The following is a 25,927-nucleotide window of genomic DNA, read 5'->3' on the forward strand; positions in this document are numbered from 1 at the left end:
GGGGTTTTTTATATCGCGTTCAGCATCTCTTCCACATACAGATAGCCAATGCCTAACACCTGCTGCGCGCGGTTTAGCCGGCCGAACTCAATTTGAGTGGCCCGGCTTTTCGGGGCGTCGCCGTGGTCGAAAGGGTTAAAGCCTGACTGACGTCGGATGGCGTCCAGCCAGGGCTCGCCAAACGCGCAGCAGCGTCCGTACAGCCAGATCTGGTTAATATTCAGGATATTGAGAAAATTATACAGGCTCAGCCCGATAGCGCTGGCGGCGCCGTCGGCCCATGTCTGTAGCCAGGGATTGCCGTCCTGCCAGGCCTGGATGAGCTGCTCTGAGGTGAGCGCTGCGGGGTCCAGCCCACCGCCGGCGTTGGGGTGGGTTTTCAGCCAGGTGCGCGCCTGCTTTTTTAGGGCGTTCAGGGAAGCTATCGTTTCCAGACAGCCATAGCGCCCGCAATCGCAGGGCAGGCCGTCCGGATTGACGATGGTATGTCCTATCTGGCCGCTACCGTACAGGCTGCCGCGGTAAATCTGGTGATTAATAACGAACGAAGAGCCAATGCCATAATCAACGTTGATCACGCAAAAGTCCTGAGGGGCGGCGGCGTTCTGCCATTTTTCCGCCAGCGCCAGCATGACGCAGTCGTTGTCGACCAGTACCCGGATGCCGAGCTTTTCTTCCAGCAGATACTTTATTTCCAGCGTGGTTTTCCATGGCGCCTGGGGCATGGTTTGCGAAGCGCCGGTCACCGGGTCGACCTGGCCGTGAACGCCCAGGGCAAGATTAATGGTTCGCCCGGGCCAGAGTTTGCACTGGCGGCGCCAGTGGTTTTCGATTTCGGCGAGCAGCGCCTGCGGCGTTGGCGCGTTTACCGCATCGCGCCGGAAACCGCCCTGTGGCACCAGCCGGGCATCCGCCAGCTGGCTTTCAATATAGCGCGGGGTGACCGCCATACACAAAATCCAGTCGCCCTGTGGCGTTATCTGATACAGCCCTGCGCTATGGCCGCGCTGGCGCTGCGGCGCAGGCTGCTGTATCACGCGCTGTTCTGCGGTCAGTTCGTCGAGAATCTTGCTGACCGCCGGAATGGAAAGCTGCGCCAGGCGCGCAAGGGTGGATTTCGCGGCGCATTTCTCGCGGTATAAATGTTCCAGCAGCACACATTTGTTATAGCGGCGGATATGCTGGTTATTAATGCTTACTCTCGCCATTCATTAAACTCTGTTTAGTTTATTGCGTGATTATTGTGCAAAAAGGCGCCGATTAAGTCTATTAGACTGCCCTCATTGTGTTACTTCAGTATCTTTTATTTACTTTGAGGGTGTTATGAATAAGGTAAACGTGTGGCAGGAGTGGGTCGCCATTCCGGCGTATGAAACGGGGCCGCAGGATGTCCATCCTATGTTTCTCGAGCATCGGGTTTATCAGGGGTCATCCGGTGCGGTTTACCCCTACGGCGTGACGGATACGTTGACCGACTCCCGGGTAGAGAAAAACTGGCAGGCGGTGTGGCTGGAAAACGACTACCTGAAGATTATGATCCTGCCGGAACTTGGCGGGCGCGTTCACCGGGCGTGGGATAAAGTCAAACAGCGTGATTTCGTCTACCACAATGATGTGATCAAGCCGGCGCTGGTCGGATTGCTCGGGCCATGGATTTCTGGTGGCATTGAGTTTAACTGGCCGCAGCATCACCGTCCCACCACTTTTATGCCGGTGGACTTTACGCTTCATGAGAGTGACGACGGCTCGGCGACGGTGTGGGTTGGCGAAACGGAGCCGATGCACGGTTTGCAGGTCATGACCGGCTTTACGCTGCATCCACAGCGTGCGGCGCTGGAAATCAGCAGCCGGGTCTTTAATGCCAATAACACGCCGCGCCACTTCCTGTGGTGGGCGAATCCGGCGGTAAAAGGCGGCGATGGTCACCAGAGCGTATTTCCACCGGATGTCACCGCGGTATTCGACCACGGCAAACGCGCGGTGTCATCTTTCCCGATCGCGACCGGTACCTATTACAAAGTGGATTACTCCGCCGGCGTGGATATCTCGCGCTATAAGAACGTTCCGGTGCCGACCTCCTACATGGCGGAAAAATCAGAATACGATTTTGTCGGCGCCTGGTGCCACGATGAAGACGGCGGGCTATTACATATTGCCGACCACCATATTGCGCCGGGCAAGAAACAGTGGAGCTGGGGCTATAGCGAATTCGGCCAGGCCTGGGACCGCAATCTGACCGATGAAAATGGCCCATATATCGAGTTGATGACCGGAATTTACGCCGATAATCAGCCGGATTTTACCTGGCTTGATCCGTTTGAAGAAAAGCGCTTCGTCCAGTATTTCCTGCCTTACCACACGCTGGGCATGGTGCAGAACGCCTGCACTGACGCGGTACTGAAACTGGAGCGGGGCGAGGCGGGGGTTATCTGGGGCGCGTATGCTATTGCGCCGCTGGAAGGATGGCGGTTGATCGTCTGCGATACGCGGCGTACGCTCCTTGACGAGCCTATCAATCTTGCCCCCTGCGAGGTGCTGAAAGGGACGCTGGCCGCTGAGGTAGCAGGGCGGCTGACTATCACGCTGTATGATGCCGACGGTAAAGCCGCACTGTGTTATGTCGAGCACCAGCCTCAGGCGGTACCGCTGCCGGAGGTCGCGCAGGCGCCGCTGGCGGCTGCGGCCATTACCAGCAGCGACGAAGCCTGGTTTATCGGCCAGCATCTGGAGCAGTACCACCACGCCAGTCGCTCGCCCTTTGATTACTACCTGCGCGGGCTGGAGATTGATGCGCTGGATTACCGCTGTAACCTGGCGCTGGCGACGCTGGAATACAATCGTGCCGATTATTCTGCGGCGGTACGCTATGCCTCGCAGGCGCTGCGGCGCGCCCATGCGCTGAACAAAAACCCGCAGTGCGGCCTGGCCAGCCTGATCCGCGCCTGCGCCCGGGAACGCCAGCAGCAGTGGTCGGCGGCGCGGGAAGATTTCTGGCGCGCGGTCTGGAGCGGCAATAGTAAAGCTGCCGGTTATTACGGGCTGGCGCGTCTGGCCGCGCGCAGCGGCGCTGATGACGAAGGTCTGGAATTTTGCCGGCACAGCCTGCTGGCCCTCCCCTCCAATCAGGAGGCTATCTGTCTGCAAATCCTGCTGCTGACGCGCAGTGGAAAAATCGCCGACGCGCAGCGCCAGCTAACAGAGAGCCTGCGCCAATACCCGCTGAATACCACCCTGTACTGGCTACGGTGGCACCAGCAGCGAGATGAACAGAGTCTCGTCGCCTGGCGGCGCATCGCCGGCCAGCGCGATATCAATGCGTTACTCACCGCCAACCAGTTGCTGAACTGGGGGATGGATGAGCTGGCGCGGGAGGCGCTGGCGATGCTTGATTGCTGTTGTACGCTGCCGCGTTATCTCCAGGCCAGCCTGTTGCCCGCGACACAGCGCAGCGCGCTGCTGGCTGAGGCCCGACGCGCATTCCCCGCTTTTGTCCGTTTCCCGAATACCCTGGATGAAGTGGCGATGCTGGAAAAGCTGGACGAATGCTATTTCGCGCACCATCTGCTGGCCTGCTTCTACTACAGCAAACGCAGCTATGACAAAGCACTGGCGCTGTGGCGCCAGTGCTGCGACAGGCAGCCTGATTTTGCCGACGCGTGGCGCGGGCTGGCGATTCACGCCTGGAATAAACGGCGTGATGCCGCGGCAGCGGCACAATATCTCGACACCGCCTGCCGGCTACAGCCTCGGGATGCCCGGCTGCTGTTTGAGCGCGATCTGCTGGATAAGCTGACCGGTGCCGCGCCGGCAGATCGCCTCGCGCGGCTGGAGGACAGCCTGGAGTGCGCGCTGGCCCGCGACGATCTCACCGCCGAACTACTCGGCCTGTGGCACCACGCCGGCGAACTGGACAGGGCGGCGCAGGTACTGGCCCGGCGCAAATTCCACCCCTGGGAGGGCGGGGAGGGCAAGATAACCGGCCAGTATGTTCTCAATCGCCTGCTGCGCGGTATTCAGGCGATTTCCGCAGGGCGCTATGGGCAGGCCAGCGAACTGCTCCATGAGGCGCTGCACTATCCGCTGAACCTGAGCGAAGGGCGGCTACCGGGGCAGACGGATAACGATATCTGGTTCTGGCTCGGGGTCTGCGCCCGGTCCGCCGGTCAGTCGGCGCTGAGCGAGGAGTATCTGCGCAAAGCGACGCAAGGTGACCGTACCATCAATGTACACAGTTATTACAACGACCAACCGGTGGACTACCTGTTCTGGCAGGGGATGGCGCTGCGGATGCTGGGTGAGAAGGCGCAGGCTGACGAGCTATTCGCCGCGATGCGGCGTTGGGCCGAACAGATGGCGGACAGCGAGGTGGAGGCGGACTTCTTCGCGGTATCGCAGCCGGATCTGCTGGCTCTGGATAGCGATCTGATTCAGGCGCACCGCGAGAAATGTCTGTTTATTCAGGCGCTGGCGGCGGCCGGGTCTGGCGAGCGAGCGCGCTGGCAGCAGTTGCGCGATCGCCTTACCGCCAGCAATCCTGCCTGGCCAAAGGCCTGTTTATTTAACCTGGCGATGGAGCCGCTGTGGTCGCTGGTTCACTAAACCCCGTTAACTGTAATCTGCGAGCGGCATGAGCGCCGCTCGCCAGAGAGATGTTTACACTGGGTGAACTATCCGTAAGCCTGGCGGGTGATAATCGCTAACCCACTGGTCAACCTCAGGAAAATAATTATTAAGAACTCGCCCGAATACCTTTAAGGAGCGGGTTCAGAGTCCAACCCTACGGAGGCAAGGTATGTTCGGAAAAGTCAAAACCTGGGTTTTTTCTTTGTGCATGCTGTGTTTGGCAAGTACCGCACTCACGGTCGTTGCAGCGGAAAAGACCCTTACCGTCGGCGCCATTTATCTGGATACCCAGGGCTATTACGCCGGCGTACGCCAGGGCGTTCAGGATGCCGCCGCCCGCTCTGGCGTTAAGGTACAACTGATTGAAACCAATGCGCAGGGCGATATTTCTAAAGAGAGCTCTTTTATCGATACCCTGGTGGCGCGCAATGTGGATGCCATCATTCTGTCAGCGGTTTCGGAAAACGGCAGTAGCCGAACGGTACGTCGCGCCAGCGAAGCCGGGATCCCGGTGATTTGTTACAACACCTGTATTAATGCCAAAGGCGTGGAGAAATACGTCGCCGCTTACCTGGTGGGCGATCCACTGGAGTTTGGTCGCAAACTGGGTAACGCCGCCGCCGATTATTTCCTTGCCGCGAATATCAGCCACCCGAAAATCGCGGTCATTAACTGTGAGGCGTTTGAAGTCTGCGTCCAGCGCCGCAAAGGGTTTGAAGAAGCGCTAAAGGCCCGGGTGCCGGGGATGCAAATTGTGGCTAACCAGGAAGGGACGGTACTGGACAAAGCGATTTCAGTTGGCGAGAAGCTGCTGATTTCCTCTGCGGATATCGACGCCATTATGGGCGAATCGGGAGGCGCGACCCTCGGAGCTGTCAAAGCGGTGCGCAACCAGAACAAAGCGGGAAGAGTGGTGGTGTTCGGTTCCGATATGACCACGGAAATCGCCCAGGAGCTGGCGGACTTCCAGGTGCTGAAAGCGGTCGTCGATATTTCTGGCAAGAAAATGGGTACTGAAGTGTTCGCTCAGACCCTCAACCTGCTCAATCACACCCCGCCGGAAAATAAAGTGATTCCGGTGGCGATTGATCTGTACGGCAAACCGGAAGACGGCAGCCAGTGGCTGAAAACCCATCCTGATGGTTTACCGTAAGGCTTCCTCAAGGAGGGCGTATGACAGCGGTATTAACACAACAGGCTGATGACGCCGCGCCGGTGGCCAGTATCCTCAATGGCTGTAAGCGCTACCCCGGCGTAGTGGCGCTGGATAATGTGACTTTCCATCTGCGCAGAGGAGAAGTACGCGCCCTGTTAGGGAAAAACGGCGCCGGTAAATCGACGCTGATCCGCATGCTGACCGGGAGTGAACAGTTGGACAGCGGTAGCGTGACGCTGTCCGGCACACTGCTCGAAGGCCGCGAGGCCACGTTGACCCGCCGCGCCGCTGCGCTGGGCGTCAGGGCGGTCTACCAGGAGTTGAGCCTGGTGGAGGGGCTAACGGTCGCGGAAAATCTGTGTCTTGGGGAATGGCCGCGTCGCGGCGGCATGATCGATTTCAGCCAGATGGCGGCGCAGGCGCGCCACAACCTGAGCCAGTTGGGGATCGTCGTGGATCCGCTGGCGCTTGTGGAATCGCTCAGCCCGGCGCAAAAGCAACTGGTGGAGATCGCCCGGGTGATGAAGGGCCGGCCACAGTTGGTGATCCTCGACGAACCGACCAGCTCGCTGGCCAGCGCCGAAGTTGAACTGGTCATTGAAGCGGTAAAAAAGATGTCTGCCCTGGGCACGGCGGTGATTTATGTCAGCCACCGCATGGACGAAATCCGTCGTATCGCCTCTTCGGCGACCATCATGCGCGACGGTCGCGTAGCCGGGGATGTGGCGCTGCAAAACACCACCACCCACCAGGTGGTGGAGCTGATGCTCGGCGGAGAACACAGCGCGGATCTTCCGGTACAGCGGGCCGTCAGCGACGATGCGGTCCTGGAGGTGCGCAATCTGAACCATCCGCCGCGACTGGATGACATCTCTTTTACTCTCCATCGCGGAGAGGTTTTGGGCATCGCCGGGCTACTGGGATCCGGGCGCAGTGAATTGCTGAAGGCGATCGTCGGGCTGGAGCCCTTCACCGCGGGGGAGATTATCTTCAACGGCCAGCGTCTGGAGCAGCCAGACTATGCCGATATGTTACAACGCGGCTTTGGCTACACCCCGGAAAACCGCAAAGAGGCCGGTATCATCCCGCTGTTGGGGGTGGATGAGAACACCGTGATAACTAACCGCCATCGGGTCAGCGACCGCGGAGTACTGCGCTGGCCGCGTATCAAAGCACTGACCGGGGAGATCATGCGCCGCATGTCGGTAAAGGCGGCCAGCAGCGTGACGCCGGTCGGTACGCTATCCGGCGGCAACCAACAAAAGGTGGTGATTGGCCGCTGGGTTTACGCGGGGAGTCAGGTTCTGCTGCTGGACGAACCGACCCGCGGGGTGGATATCGAAGCCAAACAGCAGATCTACCGTATCGTGCGCGAGCTGGCGCAGGAAGGGAAAAGCGTGGTGTTTATCTCCAGTGAAGTGGAGGAACTCCCGCTGGTCTGCGACCGCATTCTGCTATTGCAGCACGGGGTACTTACCCGCGAGTTTGTCGCCCCGGTCAACGCCGATGAGCTGATGTCGGCCATTCTGTCCGTTCACTGACGGCGTTATTAACCTGAGGAAATTACGATGTCTGCCTCATCACTTTCTTTGCCGGAATCTCAACGCGGCACGCTGAAACACCTTGTCAGTCAGCACATCAATGAAATGGGGCTGCTGGCGGTGATCGCCGTTCTGTATCTGGTGTTTACTCTTAATGCTCCGGGCTTTATCTCATTGAATAATCAGATGAATGTCCTGCGTGACGCCGCGACGATCGGTATCGCCGCATGGGCGATGACGCTGATCATTATTTCCGGAGAAATCGACGTCAGCGTCGGGCCGATGGTGGCGTTCGTCTCGGTCTGCCTGGCGGAATTGCTGCTGTTACAGGTGCCGCTGGCGGTGGCCTGCCTGCTGGTACTGCTGCTGGGCGCCGGGCTGGGGACACTGGCTGGGGTACTGCGCGGGATATTTAATGTGCCGAGTTTTGTCGCCACGCTGGGGCTGTGGAGCGCGCTGCGTGGCATGGGGCTTTTCATGACGAATGCGCTGCCGGTGCCGATTGATGAAAGCGCGGTGCTGGACTGGCTGGGCGGCCAGGTTATCGGCATCCCGGTTTCCGCGCTGATCATGATGATTTTTTTCGCGCTGTTTGTGTTTATTAGCCGTAAAACCGCGTTTGGACGTTCGGTATTCGCCGTCGGCGGCAATGCCACCGCCGCCCAGTTGTGCGGTATCAACGTTAAACGGGTGCGCATTGTGATTTTTACCCTGTCCGGTCTGCTGGCGGCGATTACCGGCATCCTGCTGGCGGCGCGCCTGGGTTCGGGAAACGCCGGCGCGGCGAATGGTCTGGAGTTCGACGTGATTGCCGCCGTGGTAGTGGGGGGGACCGCATTATCAGGCGGGCGCGGCTCGCTGTTCGGCACGCTGCTGGGGGTACTGGTGATCACGCTGATCGGCAACGGACTGGTGCTGCTGGGCATCAACTCCTTTTTCCAGCAGGTGGTGCGTGGGGTGATCATCGTCGTGGCGGTACTGGCGAATATTTTGCTGACTCAACGTAACGCAAAAAAGAATTAACACATTGAAGAATGAGGGAATGATGAAAACGATGTTAGCGGCCTATTTGCCGGGTAATTCTACCGTCGAACTGCGGGAAGTGCCGGTTCCGGTACCCGGGATCAACCAGGTGTTGATCAAAATGAAGTCGTCAGGGATCTGCGGCAGCGATGTGCACTATATCTACTATAAACACCGCGCCACCGCGGCGGCACCGGACAAGCCGCTGTACCAGGGGTTTATCAATGGCCATGAACCCTGTGGGCAAATTGTCGCTATCGGGCCGGGGTGCCGCCATTTTAAAACCGGCAATCGGGTACTGGTTTACCATATTTCCGGCTGCGGTTTTTGCCCCAATTGCCGGCGCGGATTCCCGATTTCCTGTACCGGCGCAGGAAAAGCCGCCTATGGCTGGCAGCGCGACGGCGGCCACGCTGAGTATCTGCTGGCGGAAGAAAAGGATCTAATTCTGCTGCCGGATGCCCTGAGCTATGAAGACGGCGCCTTTATCAGTTGCGGCGTGGGAACCGCCTATGAAGGTATTTTACGCGGCGAAGTCTCCGGCAGCGACAATGTGCTGGTGGTCGGCCTGGGGCCGGTGGGGATGATGGCGATGATGCTGGCGCGCGGTCGCGGCGCCAAACGGATTATCGGCGTTGATATGCTGCCGGAACGGCTGGCGATGGCGAAACAGCTTGGGGTGATGGATCACGGCTATCTGGCGACCACTGCGGATTTGGCGCAGATTATCGCCGGACAGACCCATGGCGGGGCCGATGTGGCGCTGGATTGTTCCGGTAATGCCACCGGACGCCTGCTGGCGCTACAGTCCACCGCCGACTGGGGGCGCGTGGTATATATCGGCGAAACCGGGAAAGTGGAGTTTGAAGTCAGCGCCGACCTGATGCATCACCAGCGGCGAATTATCGGTTCCTGGGTGACCAGCCTGTTCCATATGGAAAAATGCGCCCACGATCTCACGGACTGGAAACTCTGGCCGCGCAATGCCATCACCCATCGCTTCACGCTGGAGCAGGCGGGAGAGGCCTATGCGCTGATGGCCAGCGGCAAGTGCGGCAAAGTGGTGATCAACTTCCCGGATTAACGGAGCGGGGGCATGGAAATTTTCACGCTGGAAAACAGCGCCCTGCGCCTGGAGGTATCCAGCCAGGGCGGAACGATAGAAGGGCTGTGGTGGAAACGGGGCGCTGAGCGCGTTGCCCTGCTGCGTCCGGGAAAGAAAAATGGCGTGGCGGTGGCGGCGTCCTGCTTTCCGCTGGTGCCGTTTGCTAACCGGGTGAGCGGTAACCGTTTTACGTTCGCGGGGCGGGAATATCAACTGGCGGCCAACACCGACTGGGACAGTCATTATCTGCACGGCGATGGCTGGCTGGCGGCATGGCGCTGTGTGGCTCACGACGATCGGCAACTGACGCTGACCAGTTGCCAGCGCAGCGGTGTATATCACTACGACGCCGTTCAGCGCTTCCGTCTGGGTGATGACGCGCTGGAGGTTACCCTTGAGGTGACTAACCGGGGCGCGGAAACGCTGCCGTTTGGCCTGGGCTGGCACCCTTACTTTCCCCTGACGCCGCAAACCCTTCTCCAGGCGCCGGCTAACGGCTACTGGCTGGAGCGTGAGCAGTGGCTGGCAGGCGACTTTCAGCCGCAACTCCCGACCGGGCTGGATTTTAACCAGCCCGCCGGACTGCCGCGGCGCTGGGTGAATAACGGCATTGCCGGCTGGGATGGCGCTGCGCGGATTATCTGGCCGGAAGCGCGATGCGCGCTGCAGGTGCGTACTGAGCCGCCGGCGCCATACTACTTTATTTTTGTCTCGGATCCGCAGTTTGACCCCGGCTATGCCTTTGATTTCTTCTGCATTGAACCGATGAGCCACGCCCCGGACGATCATCACCGCCCCGGCGCCGGTCGGTTAATTCCGCTGGCGCCGGGCGAGGAGACGCGCCTGACAATGCGCCTGCAGGCGCAGGCATACGGGTAAATAAAGGCGACGATAGCCAGAGACTCGTGGGGCGCCGGTGAGATCAGATATTCTCCTGGCTAACCCCGCGGGTTTTTGGGCTGAAAATCCCGACCGACAGCATGACCATCAGCACGCTGGCGTCAATAAACAGCCCGGGAAAAGCGGCGCAGGTGAAAGTCGCCTGATCGGCCAGACCAAAAATCCCCTCGCTGCCGGCATGAAAGGCCTGTTCCGCCACCAGGACGGTACTGATATCGCCGGCCTGGAATAGAGCGTAGGGTTCAAAAAAGCCGCCGAAGGACAGCCGCGCCATACAGCCCGGGGCAGGATGGAAGGGCGCCAGTACGCTGAATTAATTCCCGGGAAGGGGTGGGCGACATACCGGAAATGTCGCGCCCGACCGCTCAGGTGGCGTTTATTTTATCGTTATCCTCATAATCGCATGTTTGCCTGGTCAATGTTAATTTAATGTAAACAAAACTGTTTGCTTAACAAATTAGCCTGCAAATAAATTGCAGAGTCTTACGCGGTGTTGTTTTCGACTACAGTTTTATATGCTGAATATGGCGGCTCGCGTGCCGTCAGTGCCGGATAATGCCCTGTCCTGTAAAAAACAGGGAACCGCCGGGCATTGCGCTTGCCAAAGTAAAATGGCGCTCTGACAAAGAGCGAAGACTCACCAGACAGGCAACCAGGGAGAACAACGGATGGCGAAACCGGCGGGAAAATGGGTGATAGTGGGGGGGCTGGCGATGGCGCTCAGCACTTTTTCTGCCCTGGGGGCGCTGAAATCTGAACCGTTCAATCCGATCATGGCCAGTTTTTCTAATGAGCTGGATTTTGATGCGTTGCGCGGCCAGGTGAAAAGCTTTGAGCAGGCGATGTATAACGATCAGAACAAACCGGTGATGTATGCCAAAGCCAGCTTCGATCAGAAAGGTTGTCTGAACAGCTATGAAAAGGTCGACTCAATTAATAACGGTAAAATCAAGCTGGTGCGCGATGTGAAAACCAACCGTTTGATCTCCAATTATGATGCATCGCGGGTTATCTCCCTGAACAGCGACTGCCAGATAGTTCAGGTCAGCGGAGAGGGTAAAGAACCGAAACAGTACATCTATGACAAGGGATTTCTGGTTAAAGTGAAAGGGGCCAGGGACGCCTGGGTTTACAAAGAATATTTCTATACTGCGGAAGGAATGCCGAAAAGCATCGTGTTTTATGGCGATGAGCGGGATTTCTTGCTAATCCAGGAACCGAAGAAAAAGTTAAGCGACGGCTGGGACTATATTACCGAGGGATTTGACGAGGGCAAGCCGGTCTACCAGTCGGTGAAAAAGTGCAGCTATGACGCTAAGTCCAACCCCACCGAATGCTGGTTTGTCACCGCAACCCAGCAAAACGGCCTGGAAAAGAAAAAAGTCGAGCGTATTCGTTACGCGGTGACCTACTACTAAACCTCCTCTCAACTGTCCGGCGCTCTGCCGGACAATGCGCTCTCTGGTTTTCAGATAAAGACTTGCCTGTTAAGAGCCGCTACTCCACACTAGCGGCTCCACAACGGGAGGGAGCATGGTTCTGCAATCCACGCGCTGGCTGGCGCTCAGTTATTTCACCTATTTTTTTAGCTACGGCATATTTTTACCATTCTGGAGTGTCTGGTTAAAAGGCGTTGGACTGCCCCCTGAAACCATTGGCTTACTGTTAGGCGCCGGGCTGGTGGCCCGTTTCCTTGGCAGCTTGTTGCTGGCTCCCCGGGTCCAGGATCCGGCGCGGCTGGTTTTCGCCCTGCGCCTGCTGGCGTTATTAGCCCTGCTGTTTGCGCTGGCATTCTGGCTCGGCCACAGCGCGATCTGGCTGTTGCTGGTGATTGTCGGCTTCAACCTGTTTTTCGCGCCGCTGGTACCGCTCACCGATGCGCTGGCCGGAACCTGGCAGCGTCAGATTGCCATGGACTATGGCCGGGTGCGGCTGTGGGGGTCGCTGGCGTTTGTTATCGGCTCGGCCCTGACCGGTAAACTGGTGAGCGTATTCAGCTCCCAGGCGGTACTGGTGATGTTATCGATTGGCGTGATGTCCATGTTGCTGGGGATGCTGCTGCGTCCGTCGGTGATGCCGCAGGGGGAATCCCGGGCTCAGGCCTCCGCCGGCTGGCCCGCGTGGCGCAAGTTAGCCCGCGAAAACTGGCGTTTTCTGTGCTGTGTATCATTGCTACAGGGGGCGCACGCCGCCTACTACAGTTTCAGCGCTATCTACTGGCAGGGGGTTGGCTATTCCGCTTCGACAGTCGGGTATCTGTGGTCGCTGGGAGTGGTGGCGGAGATCGTTATTTTCGCCCTCAGCAATAAACTTTTCCGCCGCTGGAGCGCCCGGGATTTGCTGTTGCTTTCCGGCGTCGCCGGGATTGTGCGCTGGGGGCTGATGGGCTGGACCACCGAACTACCGTGGCTTATCGCTATGCAGATTCTGCACTGTGGCAGTTTTACCGTCTGCCATCTGGCGGCGATGCGCTATATCTCGGCCCGCCAGGGAGGGGAAGTGATTCGCCTGCAGTCGGTCTATTCGGCGGTGGCCACCGGCGGCGGTATCGCGGTGATGACCATGTTCTCCGGCTTCCTCTACCAGCACCTGAGCGGCGGTGTTTTCTGGGTGATGTCTCTGGTGGCATTGCCGGCGCTGTTCCTGCGCCCCCGGATACAGCCGCGGACTCAGGACTCCAGTATCTGACGAATCCGCTGCTGTTGCTGCTCCTCCAGCGGCGGCGTGGCGTGCACCAGCGGTGGCGAAAACAGCGGCAGCGTGGTCGGGTACGGCGTAATCACCAGGGCGACCTCGCCGGGGGCGCCCTGGTGCTGAAAGGTATGTAATGTCAGATGTTTAATGTTGAGCGGCAGCAGCGTCAGTTCGCGAATCTGGCGCTCCAGTTGCTGTTCCAGTTGCGGGTTATTACCGGTCAACAACAACACCTGTTTCTCATGAAGCGCATTTTCCTGCATCAGCCAGGCGCCAAAAATCACCGCCACCAGCCCCAGTTCCTCTTCGGAAAAACGCAGCGCGAAACGATGTTCAAACGCCAGCAATGCCTCGCGGGTCGTGCGCATCAGTTTCGGGTACAAACGGTGAATTTCATCCGGTAGGCTATTGTCGATGCCGATGCGAAATACGCTACGGTTCAGGGCCTGAGCGAGATGGATATACAACTGGTTGCTGAGCCCCTGTTCATCGCTGAATCGCATACCGGACAGGTGACGAAAACGGGTAATGATATCGTATACGGCGCGGCGCAGCCGTACATCTTCGCGGTGAGCGTCGCGCTGGGGATGGGGGATGCGCAGCATCATAAACAGCACCGCCAGAAAAAGATGCTCGTCATCCGGCGGCGGTGCGTTGACCCGGCGCCGCCAGTGGCGAATGATGTCGCTGGCGGCATGGTATTCCGGGCGATCCCGGGTCCAGTCGCGCTGGTGTTGGGTGAAGTCAGGCACCAGCCCGAGCTGACACTGCATCAGGCAATATTGCAGGTAGATGCGCAGGAACTGGGTATCCCGGGCGTCAAACTGGCGCTCCATACGCCGGGCGCACAGGTTGACCAGCGCGTGGAGATTGGTATCGTCATACAGCGCTTTTGCCGTCGCGCTGTGTTTCAGTACCGTTTTGACCGCCGGGGTAAACTGATCGGCCACAAAATGGGGGCAAATGCGCAGCGCCCGACGCAGCCAGTGCAGCAGGCAGAGCCGGTTATCCAGTGCGCTACCTTCAATCCGGTAGCTGCCGTCCTGCCGGGGGGCGATCCTGAGCCGGTGGTAACGCTCGATTTCCTGGCCGGTGTCGGCGATGTCCTGCCGGACGGTGTCATCGTCCACGCCGTTGAGGCATCCCAGGGTTTCCGGGGTGACGGTGTATCCGGGAAGATTGAGCATTAACAGCAGGTGGCAGCGGCGCTGCGGACTGGAGAGCGCAGATGTGGAAGGGCGCAATGGCGTCATCATCTGTCGTCCAGTTTTGGGTTTACCGGTAAGAATAGTCAAAACTTTGCCGCCCGCTGGCGGCGGTGCTGGTTTTTATTGCGGAATAATGGCTGGCTCACAGAATTTTCGACCTGAGGGAAAGATGCGCGCAAAAATAATTGGCATAGGGGGGGCGCTGGCGCTGGCGAACATCACGGCGGCACAGGCCCATCCGCACAGCTTTATTACGCTGCATACGGCGATTGTCGCCGAAAACGGGCAGATGACCGGGCTGAAAATGCGCTGGACGATGGATGAAATCACCTCGGCGGATCTGCTGTATGACGCCGGTAACGCGGCGCCGGGATCGCCGGTGTGGAAAAAACTGGCGGCGGAGGTGATGGCTAACGTGCTGGCGCAGCACTATTTCACTGAATTCTGGCACAACGGTCGCAAAGTGAAATTCGCCGGCAGCCCGATGGAGTACGGGCTGGGCCGGGAGGAACATCAGGCGGTACTCAGCTTTGTTTTGCCACTGGCTGAACCACAGCCGCTGGCCGGGCAAAACTATACTTTCTCGACTTTCGATCCCACCTATTACGTTGATATGTATTACGAAGAAGCGGGCGCCCTGACGCTACCGGACGCCCTGCAAAGCGCCTGTTCCGTCACACTGCACACCCCAAAACCCAACGCCGATATTCAGGCTTATGCGCTGGCGCTCGATAAAGAGGATGCTCCGCAGGAGGATATGGAGCTGGGTAAACAGTTTGCTCAGCAGGTGACGCTGACATGTCGTTGATGAGCGTGGCGCCATCCGGTTCGCGTCGCTGGCTGGCGCTGTGGCCGCTGGCGCTATTTCTGGCGTTGACGCTGCTGGGGGCGATTGCCCTGTGGCAATATTGGCCGCAGGTGATGGCGCACAGTACCCTCTGGCAGCGCGACGTCAACCAGCAGTTGAGCACTCTGCTTAAACAGGTGACGGCGGATCCTGTCCGGGCCGGCTGGTCGCTAATGGGATTCAGTTTTATCTATGGCGTGCTGCATGCGCTCGGGCCTGGGCATGGCAAGCTGGTGATTACCGCCTGGCTTGCCACTCATCCTTCGCGACTGAAATCGAGCCTGTGGCTGACGTTTTGCGCTTCGCTGTTGCAGGGGCTGGTAGCGATTGCCCTGGTGGTAGTGGTACTGACACTGCTGCAGTTGCCGGCTCGCCAGTTGCATCAGAGCAATTTCTGGCTGGAAAAAGGCAGTTACCTGCTGGTCGGCGTCCTGGGGATGATGCTGTGCTGGCGGGCGCTGAAACGGCTGCGTCTGCTGCTGCGTAACCCGCAAAAGTTCCGGGCGTTTGTTGCCTGCCATCAACACCATGAAAACTGCGGCTGCGGTCATCAGCATTTGCCGACCCGGGAACAGATGCAGCACAGCGATGACTGGCGGGCGCGGCTGATGATTATCCTGTCTATGGGGATGCGTCCCTGTTCCGGGGCGGTAATGGTGCTGCTATTCAGTAAAGTGATCGGGGTATTTTCCTGGGGAATGGCGGCGGCGATGGCGATGGCGGCGGGGACTTCGCTGACCATCTCGGCGCTGGCGCTGCTGGTGCACAGTTTCCGCAGTCTGGCGGTAAGACTGAGCGGCGACAAAACTCCGGCGTTATGGCGCCAGGTAGGCTGGGCGACGCTGGCGCTAACCGGCGGCGTTGTGCTGGTAGTTACGGCGCTGGTGATGTGGATGAGCGCGGCGCCGGCAGGGCGAGGAATACGGCCTTTTTAATACTGCCGGGCAGGTTAATCTCTTAAAAGAACAGTGAATTATTGTGGTCAGGGCTGGGTTATTCAAAACTCCATAGTTCAATGGAATAACGCGGAGGGTCATGATGACCGCAATAGTGACACAAGGATCCACAAAACTTTCCCGCTTCCCCTGGATGGCGGGCATTGCCGGACTTTTGGTTGGCCTGGCCATCGTCTGGTTCTGGCGCGATTTTGCCAACTGGTGGGCTATTGAGCCATACCGGTCAGGATTAACTTACGCGATGATGTGGGGGGATATCGGATGGGATCTCGTTTCGCCCGTGGTGTTCGGCCAATTAGTGATTGTCGGCTTTCTTCACACGTTGATGCTCCCGGGCCAGGGGAAACTGCCGATTTTCGCATGTCTATTGCATAATCAGCCGCAAAACAGAACGTTTTTTAGCTGGATACTGCGCGCCTGGGGACTGAAGTGCGGCATGTTGGCGGTTGTGTTTTGTAACGTGCTTTTTTTGAAATATGTCTCTTTCACTACGCTTAACTTATATATCAGTATCATAAATGGTATCGGCTATCTGATAACTATTTTGCTGGCTCTGCTATTGGTGCGCGATGCCTGGCGTCTGTCGCGCTCCTCGTCGACATCGCTCAGTCAGTTACGTTTGCCGCTTGTTCTGGTGCTGGGGTTTCAATTCCCCTGGTATGCGGTATTTGCGCTACATAGCGCCCGTGAATACGAGCATATGCTGCTGGGATGGAGTATGGTTGCGGCGATGATGACGGGGATCTTACTGGCGTACCTTGTTACCGCGTGGCTGGCGCTGGTGGTTCGCAATATGCTGGGCGAGGCCGCGTGTCAGGCCAGACGGGGGCAGTTTGCTCTGTTTAGCGCAATGGTGATGTTATGCGTGACGGGGAAGATATTATTTATTTTCGCGTTACAAATCCTGAAATAAACTCAGGCCATTGAATGTCTTTGCGGCCGGGTTTGCCCTTGATAAGGGAAGCGTGATGCTTCCCTTAGTTCTCATGGCTTAACGCTTCAGCGCTTCGCTCAGTTCGTCGCGCATATTCGCCAGCATCGCTTTTACCACGCGCGGGTTACCGGCGACGATATTGCCGGTCAGCATGTAGTTATGACCGCCAGTGAAATCGCATACCAGCGCGCCAGCTTCGCGGGCAATCAGTTCGCCAGCGGCGAAATCCCACGGCTTGAGGCCAATTTCAAAGTAACCGTCAACGCGGCCGGCGGCAACGTAGGCCAGATCCAGCGCGGCGGAACCGGTGCGGCGGAAATCAGCGCACTCAGTGAATAGTTTACCGAGAATATTCATATAAGCGCTGGCGTGCTGTTTGGCTTTGAACGGGAAACCGGTAGCCAGAATGGTGCCATCCAGATCGCGGGCGTTGCTGCCGCGCAGGCGATAACCGTTGAGCTGAGCGCCCTGGCCGCGAGTTGCGGTGAACAGTTCGTTGCGCATCGGATCGTAAACCACGGCGACTTCAGTGCGGCCTTTAACGCGCACAGCGATGGAAACGGAAAAGTGGGGAAGACGTTTTACAAAGTTGGTGGTGCCATCCAGCGGATCGATAACCCATTGTACATCCTGATCTTCGCCTGTGTGCTCACCGCTTTCTTCGGTGATGATGGTGTGCTGCGGGTAAGACTTGCGAATGGTATCAATAATCACCGCTTCGGCGGCTTTATCTACGTTGGTGACGAAATCATTGGTGCCTTTCTGGCTGGCCTCTACGGCGTCCGGCGTTTCGTAGTTTTTGGCGATTAAGTTACCCGCCTTGCGCGCGGCGCGCACGGCGATGTTGAGCATCGGATGCATCGGTTTCTCTCACTGGATGTTAAAGAACGGGAAAACGGCCGGGAGTATAGCAGAGGGTTCGGATAATGTCCCGGAAATATGGTATGCTGGGCGGATATTATTCGAATTCGTTGTACAGGCTATGCTGGAAAATATTCGTATCGTGCTGGTGGAAACCTCTCACACTGGCAATATGGGCTCTGTAGCCCGCGCCATGAAAACCATGGGATTAACTAACCTCTGGCTGGTCAACCCGCTGGTTAAACCGGATTCCCAGGCCATCGCCCTGGCGGCCGGCGCCAGCGATGTGATCGGCAACGCGCATATTGTCGATACCCTCGACGACGCCCTTTCCGGCTGCAGCCTGGTGGTTGGCACCAGCGCCCGCTCCCGTACCCTGCCGTGGCCGATGCTCGACCCGCGGGCCTGCGGTATCAAGAGCGTGGCGGAAGGGGCGCACGCGCCGGTAGCGTTGGTGTTCGGCCGCGAGCGCGTCGGCCTGACCAATGACGAATTGCAGAAGTGTCATTATCACGTCGCGATTGCCGCTAACCCGGAGTATAGCTCCCTCAATCTGGCTATGGCGGTGCAGGTGATTGCTTATGAAGTGCGTATGGCCTGGCTGGCGGCGCAGGAGCAGGGCGCGCAAGAGCATGAGGAAGCCCCGTATCCGCTGGTGGACGATCTGGAGCGCTTCTACGGTCACCTTGAGCAGGTGCTGCTCGACACCGGGTTTATTCGCGCCAGCCACCCCGGCCAGGTGATGAATAAACTGCGCCGTTTGTTTACCCGCGCGCGCCCGGAAAGCCAGGAGTTGAATATCCTGCGCGGGATCCTGGCGTCGATTGAAAGCGGCAAAAAACACGGGCAATCTTAACCGCACAAATAGTTGAGTAAAATGCCGGGTTAAATAGTTGACCAAATTACTCAGGAATGTCAGACTTGCCCCTGCTATGCAGTACTTATACGCAAAATCACTCAGGATGTGTCGATGTAGTAGCCAGGTGGATGGCGTGTATATCAATAATAAGTACCCCGGCTCGGGGCAATTCTGAGGTTAAGTAACACATGAGACTGACATCTAAAGGGCGCTATGCTGTAACCGCAATGCTTGACGTTGCGCTTAACTCTGAAGCCGGCCCGGTTCCGTTGGCTGACATTTCTGAACGTCAGGGTATTTCCCTCTCCTATCTGGAGCAACTCTTTTCCCGTCTGCGTAAAAACGGCCTGGTGGCCAGTGTACGCGGTCCGGGCGGCGGCTATCTGCTGGGTAAAGACGCTGCCGATATCGCCGTTGGCGAAGTGATTAGCGCCGTGGATGAATCCGTGGACGCGACCCGCTGTCAGGGTAAAGGCGGCTGCCAGGGCGGCGATAAATGCCTGACCCACGCGCTGTGGCGCGATCTGAGCGATCGTCTGACCGGTTTTCTGAACAATATTACCCTTGGCGAGCTGGTGAATAACCAGGAAGTTCTGGATGTTTCCGGGCGTCAGCATGGTGAAAATCACCGCACGACGCACATGCAGGACGCTATCGACGTAAAATTACGCGCATAAAAATATAACGAATTTCAGAATCAGGCCGGGGCCGCAGGATGACCCCGTCGGCCCGGACGTACATCAAGCCAGTAGCCTGATTCGCCACATTGAAGTGATGTACGGAGTTTGAGAGCAATGAAATTACCGATTTATCTTGACTACTCAGCCACGACCCCGGTTGATCCGCGCGTTGCTGAGAAAATGATGCAATTCCTTACCATGGACGGGACTTTCGGTAACCCCGCTTCCCGGTCGCATCGTTTTGGCTGGCAGGCGGAAGAGGCGGTAGATATCGCCCGTAACCAAATTGCCGAGCTGGTCGGCGCCGATCCGCGTGAAATCGTCTTCACCTCCGGCGCAACGGAATCCGATAACCTGGCGATTAAAGGCGCTGCCAACTTTTATCAGAAAAAAGGCAAGCACATTATCACCAGCAAAACCGAGCACAAAGCCGTGCTCGATACCTGTCGTCAACTGGAGCGCGAAGGGTTTGAGGTCACTTACCTGGCGCCGCAGAGCAATGGGATTATCGATCTTAAAGAGCTGGAGGCGGCGATGCGTGACGACACCATCCTCGTTTCTATTATGCACGTAAATAACGAAATCGGCGTGGTGCAGGACATTGCCACCATTGGCGAAATGTGCCGCGCGCGCGGGATTATCTACCACGTTGACGCTACCCAGAGCGTGGGCAAACTGCCTATCGATCTGAGCCAGTTGAAAGTCGATCTGATGTCCTTCTCCGGCCATAAAATCTATGGCCCGAAAGGCATTGGCGCGCTGTATGTGCGCCGTAAACCGCGTATTCGTATCGAAGCGCAGATGCATGGCGGCGGCCACGAGCGCGGTATGCGCTCCGGTACCCTGCCGGTGCACCAGATCGTCGGTATGGGCGAAGCTTACCGTATCGCCAGAGAAGAGATGGAAACCGAAATGGCGCGTCTGCGCGCGCTGCGCAACCGTCTGTGGAACGGTCTGAAAGATATTGAAGAAGTGTATCTCAACGGCTCTCTGGAGCAGGGGGCGCCGAACATCCTCAACGTCAGCTTTAACTACGTTGAAGGCGAATCCCTGATCATGGCGCTGAAAGACCTGGCGGTCTCTTCCGGTTCCGCCTGTACCTCAGCGAGCCTTGAGCCGTCCTATGTGCTGCGCGCGCTGGGCATGAATGATGAACTGGCGCACAGTTCTATCCGTTTCTCTTTAGGTCGTTTTACTACCGAAGAAGAGATTGACTACACCATCAATCTGGTACGCAACTCCATTGGCCGCCTGCGCGACCTTTCTCCGCTGTGGGAGATGTTTAAGCAGGGCGTGGACTTAAATACCATTGAATGGTCACATCACTAATCGGTAACCCGGAGGAGAATTCACCATGGCATACAGCGAAAAAGTTATCGATCACTACGAGAATCCGCGTAACGTCGGTTCTTTCGACAATAGCGATGACAGCGTAGGCAGCGGCATGGTCGGCGCGCCGGCGTGCGGCGATGTGATGAAGTTGCAGATTAAAGTCAACAATGACGGTATCATTGAAGACGCGCGTTTTAAGACCTACGGTTGCGGCTCGGCGATCGCGTCCAGCTCTCTGGTCACCGAGTGGGTGAAAGGTAAAACCCTGGATGAAGCGCAGGCGATTAAAAATACCGATATTGCAGACGAACTCGAACTGCCGCCGGTAAAAATCCACTGTTCTATCCTGGCGGAAGACGCGATCAAAGCCGCCATCGCGGATTACAAGAGCAAACGAGAAGCAAAATAACTGAGGTTTTGTTATGTCGATTACCCTGAGCGACAGTGCGGCCGCGCGAGTCAATACTTTCCTGGCGAACCGCGGCAAAGGTTTTGGCCTGCGTCTTGGCGTACGGACTTCCGGCTGTTCCGGGATGGCGTACGTGCTGGAGTTTGTTGACGAACCGGCGGCGGAAGATACCGTGTTCGAAGACAAAGGCGTGAAGGTCGTGGTCGATAATAAAAGCCTGCAGTTTCTCAACGGCACTCAACTGGACTTTGTCAAAGAAGGCCTGAATGAAGGGTTTAAATTCACCAACCCGAATGTCAAAGATGAGTGCGGCTGCGGCGAAAGCTTTAACGTTTAATCGCGTATCCCCTGTTATACCCTGAACTATTCAGGTTGCGGGCGTCAGACCTGTAACCTGAAGCCGACGGGGATAGCCCCACCGCAGCCAGGCTGTGGGTGGGGTTCGTTTTAACAGGCTAACCCTGAGATTGTTATGGATTACTTTGCCCTCTTTGGGTTACCAGCCCATTATCAGATTGATACTCAGGCGCTGGCATCCCGCTTTCAGGATCTGCAACGCCAGTTTCATCCGGATAAATTCGCCAGCGCTTCGCAGGCGGAACAACTGGCGGCGGTTTCGCAGTCCGCCACCATCAACCAGGCATGGCAAACTCTGCGTCACCCGCTGACGCGCGCTGAATACCTGCTGTCTCTTCACGGTTTTGACCTCGCCAGCGAGCAGCACACTGTGCGCGATACCGCGTTCCTGATGGAACAGCTGGAATTGCGCGAGCAGCTTGAAGAGATCGAAAAAGCCCGGGATGAAGGACGTCTGGGGAGTTTTATCCGGCACGTGCAGGGTATGTTTGACGCTCGCCATCAGCAAATGGTGGAACAATTAGATAGCCAGGCGTGGGACGTGGCCGCGGATACGGTGCGTAAACTGCGTTTTCTCGATAAACTTCGCAGCAGCGCTGAACAACTCGAAGAAAAACTGCTCGATTTTTAATTTCGGAAACCATTATGGCCTTATTACAAATTAGTGAGCCTGGCATGAGCGCCGCGCCGCACCAGCGCAGGCTGGCGGCGGGCATTGACCTGGGCACCACCAACTCACTGGTGGCGACGGTACGTAGCGGACAGGCCGAAACGCTGGCGGACAGCGCAGGGCGCCATCTGCTGCCTTCAGTGGTTAACTACCAGCAGCAGGGCCAGACCGTGGGCTACGAGGCGCGCGCCATGGCGGCCGCCGATCCCGCCAATACCATCAGTTCGGTAAAGCGGTTGATGGGACGCTCTCTGGCGGATATTCAGTCCCGCTACCCACACTTACCTTATCACCTGCAGGCCAGTGAAAATGGTTTGCCGCTGATTAACACTCCCGCCGGGGTTCTGAACCCGATTCGCGTTTCCGCCGATATCCTGCGGACGCTGGCTGAACGCGCCCGGGAAACTCTCAGTGGCGATCTGGACGGCGTGGTCATTACCGTGCCGGCCTATTTCGACGACGCTCAGCGCCAGGGCACCAAAGACGCTGCGCGACTGGCCGGGCTGCACGTATTGCGGCTACTCAATGAACCGACCGCGGCGGCTATCGCCTACGGCCTCGACTCCGGCCAGGAAGGGGTGATTGCCGTTTATGATCTGGGCGGTGGCACGTTTGATATTTCAGTCTTGCGCCTCAACCGCGGCATTTTTGAAGTGCTGGCCACTGGCGGCGATTCCGCGCTGGGCGGTGATGATTTCGATCACCTGCTGGCGGACTGGCTGCGCGAGCAGGCCGGGATTGCCGATCGCAGCGACGATCGGCTGCAGCGTCAGCTTCTGGATGCGGCCATTGCGGCGAAAATCGCTCTCAGCGACGCGCCGCAGGTCGCGGTGGAGATCGCCGCCTGGCAAGGCTCCGTCAGCCGCGAACAGTTTAATGCCCTGATAGCCCCGCTGGTAAAACGTACATTGCTGGCCTGCCGCCGCGCCCTGAAGGACGCCGGGGTGGACGCCAGCGAAGTGCTGGAAGTGGTGATGGTGGGAGGCTCGACGCGCGTGCCGCTGGTACGCGAACAGGTCGGCGAATTTTTTGGCCGCCCGCCGCTGACTGCCATCGACCCGGATAAAGTGGTGGCGATTGGCGCCGCTGTGCAGGCCGATATTCTGGCGGGGAACAAGCCGGACAGCGAACTGCTGCTGCTGGATGTGATCCCGCTGTCGCTGGGTCTGGAGACCATGGGCGGTCTGGTGGAGAAAGTGATCCCGCGCAACACCACCATCCCGGTGGCCCGCGCCCAGGAGTTCACCACTTTTAAAGACGGGCAGACCGCGATGTCTATCCACGTTGTGCAGGGGGAGCGCGAGCTGGTGCAGGATTGCCGGTCGCTGGCGCGCTTTACGCTGCGCGGGATCCCGCCGCTGCCGGCTGGTGGGGCGCATATTCGCGTCACTTTCCAGGTGGATGCCGACGGGCTGTTGAACGTTACGGCGCTGGAAAAATCCACCGGCGTTGAAGCGGCGATTCAGGTGAAGCCTTCTTACGGCCTCAGCGATAGCGAAATCGCCACGATGATCCAGGATTCCATGAGTTTTGCCGGCCAGGATATCGCGGCGCGAATGCTGGTGGAACAGAAAGTCGAGGCTTCCCGGGTGCTGGAAAGCCTTGAGAGCGCGCTGGCCGCTGATGCCGCCCTGCTCGACCCGCAGGAGCGTCAGGCCATTGACGACGCGACGCGGCAGTTGCGCGACGTGGCGCAGGGCGAAGACGCCGACGCTATTAAACAAGCCATTAAAAATATAGATAAACAAACCCAGGAGTTCGCCGCGCGCCGGATGGATAATTCCGTTCGTCAGGCGCTGAAAGGCCACTCCGTGGACGAGGTTTAACATGCCGAAGATTGTATTTTTGCCCCACCAGGACCTGTGTCCCGAAGGGGCGGTTGTGGAAGCAAAGCCTGGTGAGACCATTCTTGACGCTGCCCTGCGCAGCGGCATCGAAATTGAACATGCCTGCGAGAAATCGTGCGCCTGCACCACCTGCCACTGCGTCGTGCGCGAGGGATTTGACTCGCTGGCCGAAAGCAGCGAAGAAGAAGATGATATGCTGGACAAGGCCTGGGGGCTGGAGCCGGAAAGCCGGCTCGGTTGCCAGGCGCACGTCACCGACGAGGATCTGGTGGTCGAGATCCCGCGTTACACCATCAACCACGCCCGGGAGCATTGATATGGGTCTGAAATGGACGGACAGCCGGGAAATCGGCGAAGCGCTTTATGATAGCCGCCCGGATGTCGATCCGACGACGGTGCGCTTTACCGATATGCACCAGTGGATCTGCGAGCTGGACGAGTTTGATGACGATCCGAACGCATCAAACGAAAAGATCCTCGAAGCGATTCTTCTCGTCTGGCTGGATGAAGCCGATTAAGCAAGCGGGCTGCCTCAGGCGGCCCGTTTTGGTGTTTAACTCCGTTAACTTTTTCTGCGTTTATAAGGAACAACAATGACAGCGCAAATCATGAACATTACGCTCTCCACCCGGCCAGCCGACGCCCGCTGGGGAGAGAAAGCCAGTTACAGTATTGATAGCCAGGGGGTTACCCTGCATCTGGCCGGTAAAGACGACCTCGGCCTGATCCAGCGCGCGGCGCGCAAAATAGATGGTCTGGGCATCAGGCATGTCGCGCTGGCCGGCGACGGCTGGGATATCGAGCGTTGCTGGGCATTCTGGCAAGGCTATAAAGGGCCGAAAGGCAGCCGTAAAGTGGAGTGGCCGGCTCTTGACGATGCCCGGCGCCAGGAGCTGGAGAATCGCCTGAAAATTATCGACTGGGTGCGCGATACCATTAACGCCCCGGCCGAGGAACTGGGGCCGGAGCAACTGGCTCAGCGGGCAGTGGATCTGCTGTGCGGCGTCGCCTGCGATGATGTCTCTTACCGGATCACCAAAGGGGAAGACCTGCGCGAGCAGAATTATCTGGGGCTGCATACCGTGGGACGCGGTTCGGCGCGCCCGCCGGTGCTATTGGCGCTGGACTATAACCCGACCGGCGATAGCAATGCCCCGGTTTATGCCTGTCTGGTCGGCAAGGGCATCACCTTTGATTCCGGCGGCTACAGCCTTAAGCCGAGCGCTTTTATGGATTCCATGAAATCCGATATGGGCGGCGCGGCGCTGGTCACCGGCGCGCTGGCGTTTGCCGTTACCCGCGGCCTGAAGCGGCGGGTGAAGCTCTACCTGTGCTGTGCGGATAATATGGTCAGCGGCAATGCCTTTAAGCTCGGGGATATTATTCATTACCGTAACGGCAAGACCGTGGAAATCATGAATACCGACGCTGAAGGGCGGCTGGTGCTGGCGGATGGTCTGATCGACGCCGCGGCCCAGAAGCCGGAGCTGCTTGTCGATGCCGCCACGCTGACTGGCGCGGCGAAAACCGCGCTGGGCAATGATTACCACGCGCTGTTCAGTTTTGACGATGCCCTGGCTAACCGACTGCTGAGTAGCGCGGCGGCGGAAAATGAGCCGTTCTGGCGCCTGCCGCTGGCGGAGTTCCATCGCAATCAACTGCCGTCTAATTTCGCCGATCTCAATAACACCGGCAGCGCCGCTTACCCGGCGGGGGCCAGCACCGCTGCCGGTTTTCTGTCGCACTTTGTGGATAACTACCAGCAGGGCTGGCTGCATATTGACTGTTCCGCGACTTACCGCAAAGCGGCGGTGGAGCAGTGGGCGGCCGGCGCTACCGGGCTTGGCGTACGGGCGCTGGCCAATCTGCTGACGGCCTGAGGCGTGGTTCCGGGGCGAGCGGGGGGAGAAGACCGGCTCGCCCTT

Annotated in this window: 24 protein-coding genes and 1 pseudogene; 21 read left to right on the forward strand and 4 right to left on the reverse strand. The window is 58.2% G+C overall.

What is annotated here, in order from left to right:
- Positions 1-8 precede the first annotated feature (8 nt).
- Positions 9-1,208 (reverse strand): ROK family protein, encoded by a 1,200-nt coding sequence (locus tag AQ981_RS18425; protein ID WP_058913217.1) that lies wholly within the window; start codon positions 1,206-1,208, stop codon positions 9-11.
- A 115-nt stretch (positions 1,209-1,323) separates the two neighbouring features.
- Here AQ981_RS18425 and AQ981_RS18430 point away from each other — a divergent pair, with 115 nt between their 5' ends.
- From AQ981_RS18430 to AQ981_RS18455, 6 genes are all read left to right on the forward strand, one after another.
- Positions 1,324-4,599: a DUF5107 domain-containing protein gene (locus AQ981_RS18430; RefSeq protein ID WP_058913218.1), complete on the forward strand. Its 3,276-nt coding sequence runs from the start codon at positions 1,324-1,326 to the stop codon at positions 4,597-4,599.
- Positions 4,600-4,792: 193 nt separating this feature from the next.
- Entirely contained in the window at positions 4,793-5,776 is a 984-nt protein-coding gene (locus tag AQ981_RS18435; protein WP_058913219.1) for a substrate-binding domain-containing protein, read from the forward strand.
- Between the two features lie 20 nt (positions 5,777-5,796).
- On the forward strand, positions 5,797-7,320 hold the full coding sequence (locus tag AQ981_RS18440) for a sugar ABC transporter ATP-binding protein (RefSeq protein WP_058913220.1): 1,524 nt from the start codon (positions 5,797-5,799) through the stop codon (positions 7,318-7,320).
- A 27-nt stretch (positions 7,321-7,347) separates the two neighbouring features.
- A complete protein-coding gene (locus tag AQ981_RS18445) occupies positions 7,348-8,343 on the forward strand; it encodes an ABC transporter permease (RefSeq protein ID WP_058913221.1) in 996 nt (331 codons plus the stop codon).
- A gap of 22 nt (positions 8,344-8,365) precedes the next feature.
- Complete coding sequence (locus AQ981_RS18450) at positions 8,366-9,427, forward strand: zinc-dependent alcohol dehydrogenase family protein (RefSeq protein ID WP_058913309.1); 1,062 nt, start codon at positions 8,366-8,368, stop codon at positions 9,425-9,427.
- Positions 9,428-9,439: 12 nt separating this feature from the next.
- Entirely contained in the window at positions 9,440-10,327 is an 888-nt protein-coding gene (locus tag AQ981_RS18455) for an aldose 1-epimerase (RefSeq protein WP_058913222.1), read from the forward strand.
- Between the two features lie 43 nt (positions 10,328-10,370).
- Here AQ981_RS18455 and AQ981_RS28560 read toward each other — a convergent pair.
- Positions 10,371-10,475, reverse strand: a pseudogene (locus AQ981_RS28560) (hypothetical protein); the annotation flags it as partial.
- A 541-nt stretch (positions 10,476-11,016) separates the two neighbouring features.
- On the opposite strand from AQ981_RS28560, the gene AQ981_RS18465 reads away from it, so the two are divergent.
- Together AQ981_RS18465 and AQ981_RS18470 are read left to right on the forward strand one after the other, a co-directional pair.
- On the forward strand, positions 11,017-11,766 hold the full coding sequence (locus AQ981_RS18465; protein ID WP_058913224.1) for a YnfC family lipoprotein: 750 nt from the start codon (positions 11,017-11,019) through the stop codon (positions 11,764-11,766).
- Positions 11,767-11,881: 115 nt separating this feature from the next.
- The gene (locus tag AQ981_RS18470; RefSeq protein ID WP_058913225.1) at positions 11,882-13,036 is read left to right on the forward strand and encodes a 3-phenylpropionate MFS transporter; all 1,155 of its coding nucleotides are present in this window, start codon (positions 11,882-11,884) and stop codon (positions 13,034-13,036) included.
- Here AQ981_RS18470 and csiE read toward each other — a convergent pair.
- Positions 13,018-14,298, reverse strand: a complete 1,281-nt coding sequence (gene csiE / locus AQ981_RS18475; protein ID WP_058913226.1) for a stationary phase inducible protein CsiE — start codon at positions 14,296-14,298, stop codon at positions 13,018-13,020. The genes AQ981_RS18470 and csiE overlap by 19 nt on opposite strands.
- 121 nt (positions 14,299-14,419) lie before the next feature.
- On the opposite strand from csiE, the gene AQ981_RS18480 reads away from it, so the two are divergent.
- The 3 genes from AQ981_RS18480 to AQ981_RS18490 all read left to right on the forward strand — a co-directional run bounded on the left by AQ981_RS18480 (position 14,420) and on the right by AQ981_RS18490 (position 16,966).
- Positions 14,420-15,058, forward strand: a complete 639-nt coding sequence (locus AQ981_RS18480) for a DUF1007 family protein (RefSeq protein WP_058913227.1) — start codon at positions 14,420-14,422, stop codon at positions 15,056-15,058.
- Positions 15,049-16,032, forward strand: coding sequence for a nickel/cobalt transporter (locus tag AQ981_RS18485; RefSeq protein ID WP_058913228.1), 984 nt, complete (start codon positions 15,049-15,051; stop codon positions 16,030-16,032). The genes AQ981_RS18480 and AQ981_RS18485 overlap by 10 nt, the downstream gene beginning before the upstream one ends.
- 100 nt (positions 16,033-16,132) lie before the next feature.
- Positions 16,133-16,966: a hypothetical protein gene (locus AQ981_RS18490; RefSeq protein ID WP_154675952.1), complete on the forward strand. Its 834-nt coding sequence runs from the start codon at positions 16,133-16,135 to the stop codon at positions 16,964-16,966.
- A gap of 78 nt (positions 16,967-17,044) precedes the next feature.
- Here AQ981_RS18490 and suhB read toward each other — a convergent pair whose 3' ends face one another.
- Entirely contained in the window at positions 17,045-17,848 is an 804-nt protein-coding gene (suhB, locus tag AQ981_RS18495) for an inositol-1-monophosphatase (RefSeq protein WP_058913230.1), read from the reverse strand.
- Positions 17,849-17,969: 121 nt separating this feature from the next.
- Here suhB and trmJ point away from each other — a divergent pair, with 121 nt between their 5' ends.
- From trmJ to pepB, 10 genes are all read left to right on the forward strand, one after another.
- Entirely contained in the window at positions 17,970-18,704 is a 735-nt protein-coding gene (trmJ, locus tag AQ981_RS18500) for a tRNA (cytosine(32)/uridine(32)-2'-O)-methyltransferase TrmJ (RefSeq protein WP_058913231.1), read from the forward strand.
- Positions 18,705-18,895: 191 nt separating this feature from the next.
- Positions 18,896-19,384: a Fe-S cluster assembly transcriptional regulator IscR gene (gene iscR, locus AQ981_RS18505; protein WP_058913232.1), complete on the forward strand. Its 489-nt coding sequence runs from the start codon at positions 18,896-18,898 to the stop codon at positions 19,382-19,384.
- 117 nt (positions 19,385-19,501) lie between these two features.
- Complete coding sequence (gene iscS / locus AQ981_RS18510; protein ID WP_058913233.1) at positions 19,502-20,716, forward strand: cysteine desulfurase; 1,215 nt, start codon at positions 19,502-19,504, stop codon at positions 20,714-20,716.
- 25 nt (positions 20,717-20,741) lie between these two features.
- Positions 20,742-21,128: a Fe-S cluster assembly scaffold IscU gene (iscU, locus tag AQ981_RS18515; protein WP_058913234.1), complete on the forward strand. Its 387-nt coding sequence runs from the start codon at positions 20,742-20,744 to the stop codon at positions 21,126-21,128.
- Positions 21,129-21,141: 13 nt separating this feature from the next.
- A complete protein-coding gene (iscA, locus tag AQ981_RS18520; protein WP_058913235.1) occupies positions 21,142-21,465 on the forward strand; it encodes an iron-sulfur cluster assembly protein IscA in 324 nt (107 codons plus the stop codon).
- A gap of 135 nt (positions 21,466-21,600) precedes the next feature.
- A complete protein-coding gene (gene hscB, locus AQ981_RS18525; RefSeq protein ID WP_058913236.1) occupies positions 21,601-22,116 on the forward strand; it encodes a co-chaperone HscB in 516 nt (171 codons plus the stop codon).
- 14 nt (positions 22,117-22,130) lie between these two features.
- Positions 22,131-23,981, forward strand: a complete 1,851-nt coding sequence (hscA, locus tag AQ981_RS18530; protein ID WP_058913237.1) for a Fe-S protein assembly chaperone HscA — start codon at positions 22,131-22,133, stop codon at positions 23,979-23,981.
- 1 nt (position 23,982) lies between these two features.
- Complete coding sequence (gene fdx, locus AQ981_RS18535; protein WP_058913238.1) at positions 23,983-24,318, forward strand: ISC system 2Fe-2S type ferredoxin; 336 nt, start codon at positions 23,983-23,985, stop codon at positions 24,316-24,318.
- Position 24,319: 1 nt separating this feature from the next.
- On the forward strand, positions 24,320-24,520 hold the full coding sequence (gene iscX, locus AQ981_RS18540) for a Fe-S cluster assembly protein IscX (protein ID WP_058913239.1): 201 nt from the start codon (positions 24,320-24,322) through the stop codon (positions 24,518-24,520).
- 75 nt (positions 24,521-24,595) lie between these two features.
- Positions 24,596-25,882 (forward strand): aminopeptidase PepB, encoded by a 1,287-nt coding sequence (gene pepB / locus AQ981_RS18545; protein ID WP_058913240.1) that lies wholly within the window; start codon positions 24,596-24,598, stop codon positions 25,880-25,882.
- The last annotated feature ends 45 nt before the right edge of the window (positions 25,883-25,927 follow it).

Source organism: Entomohabitans teleogrylli, assembly GCF_001484765.1.
Taxonomy (GTDB): Bacteria; Pseudomonadota; Gammaproteobacteria; order Enterobacterales; family Enterobacteriaceae; genus Entomohabitans; species Entomohabitans teleogrylli.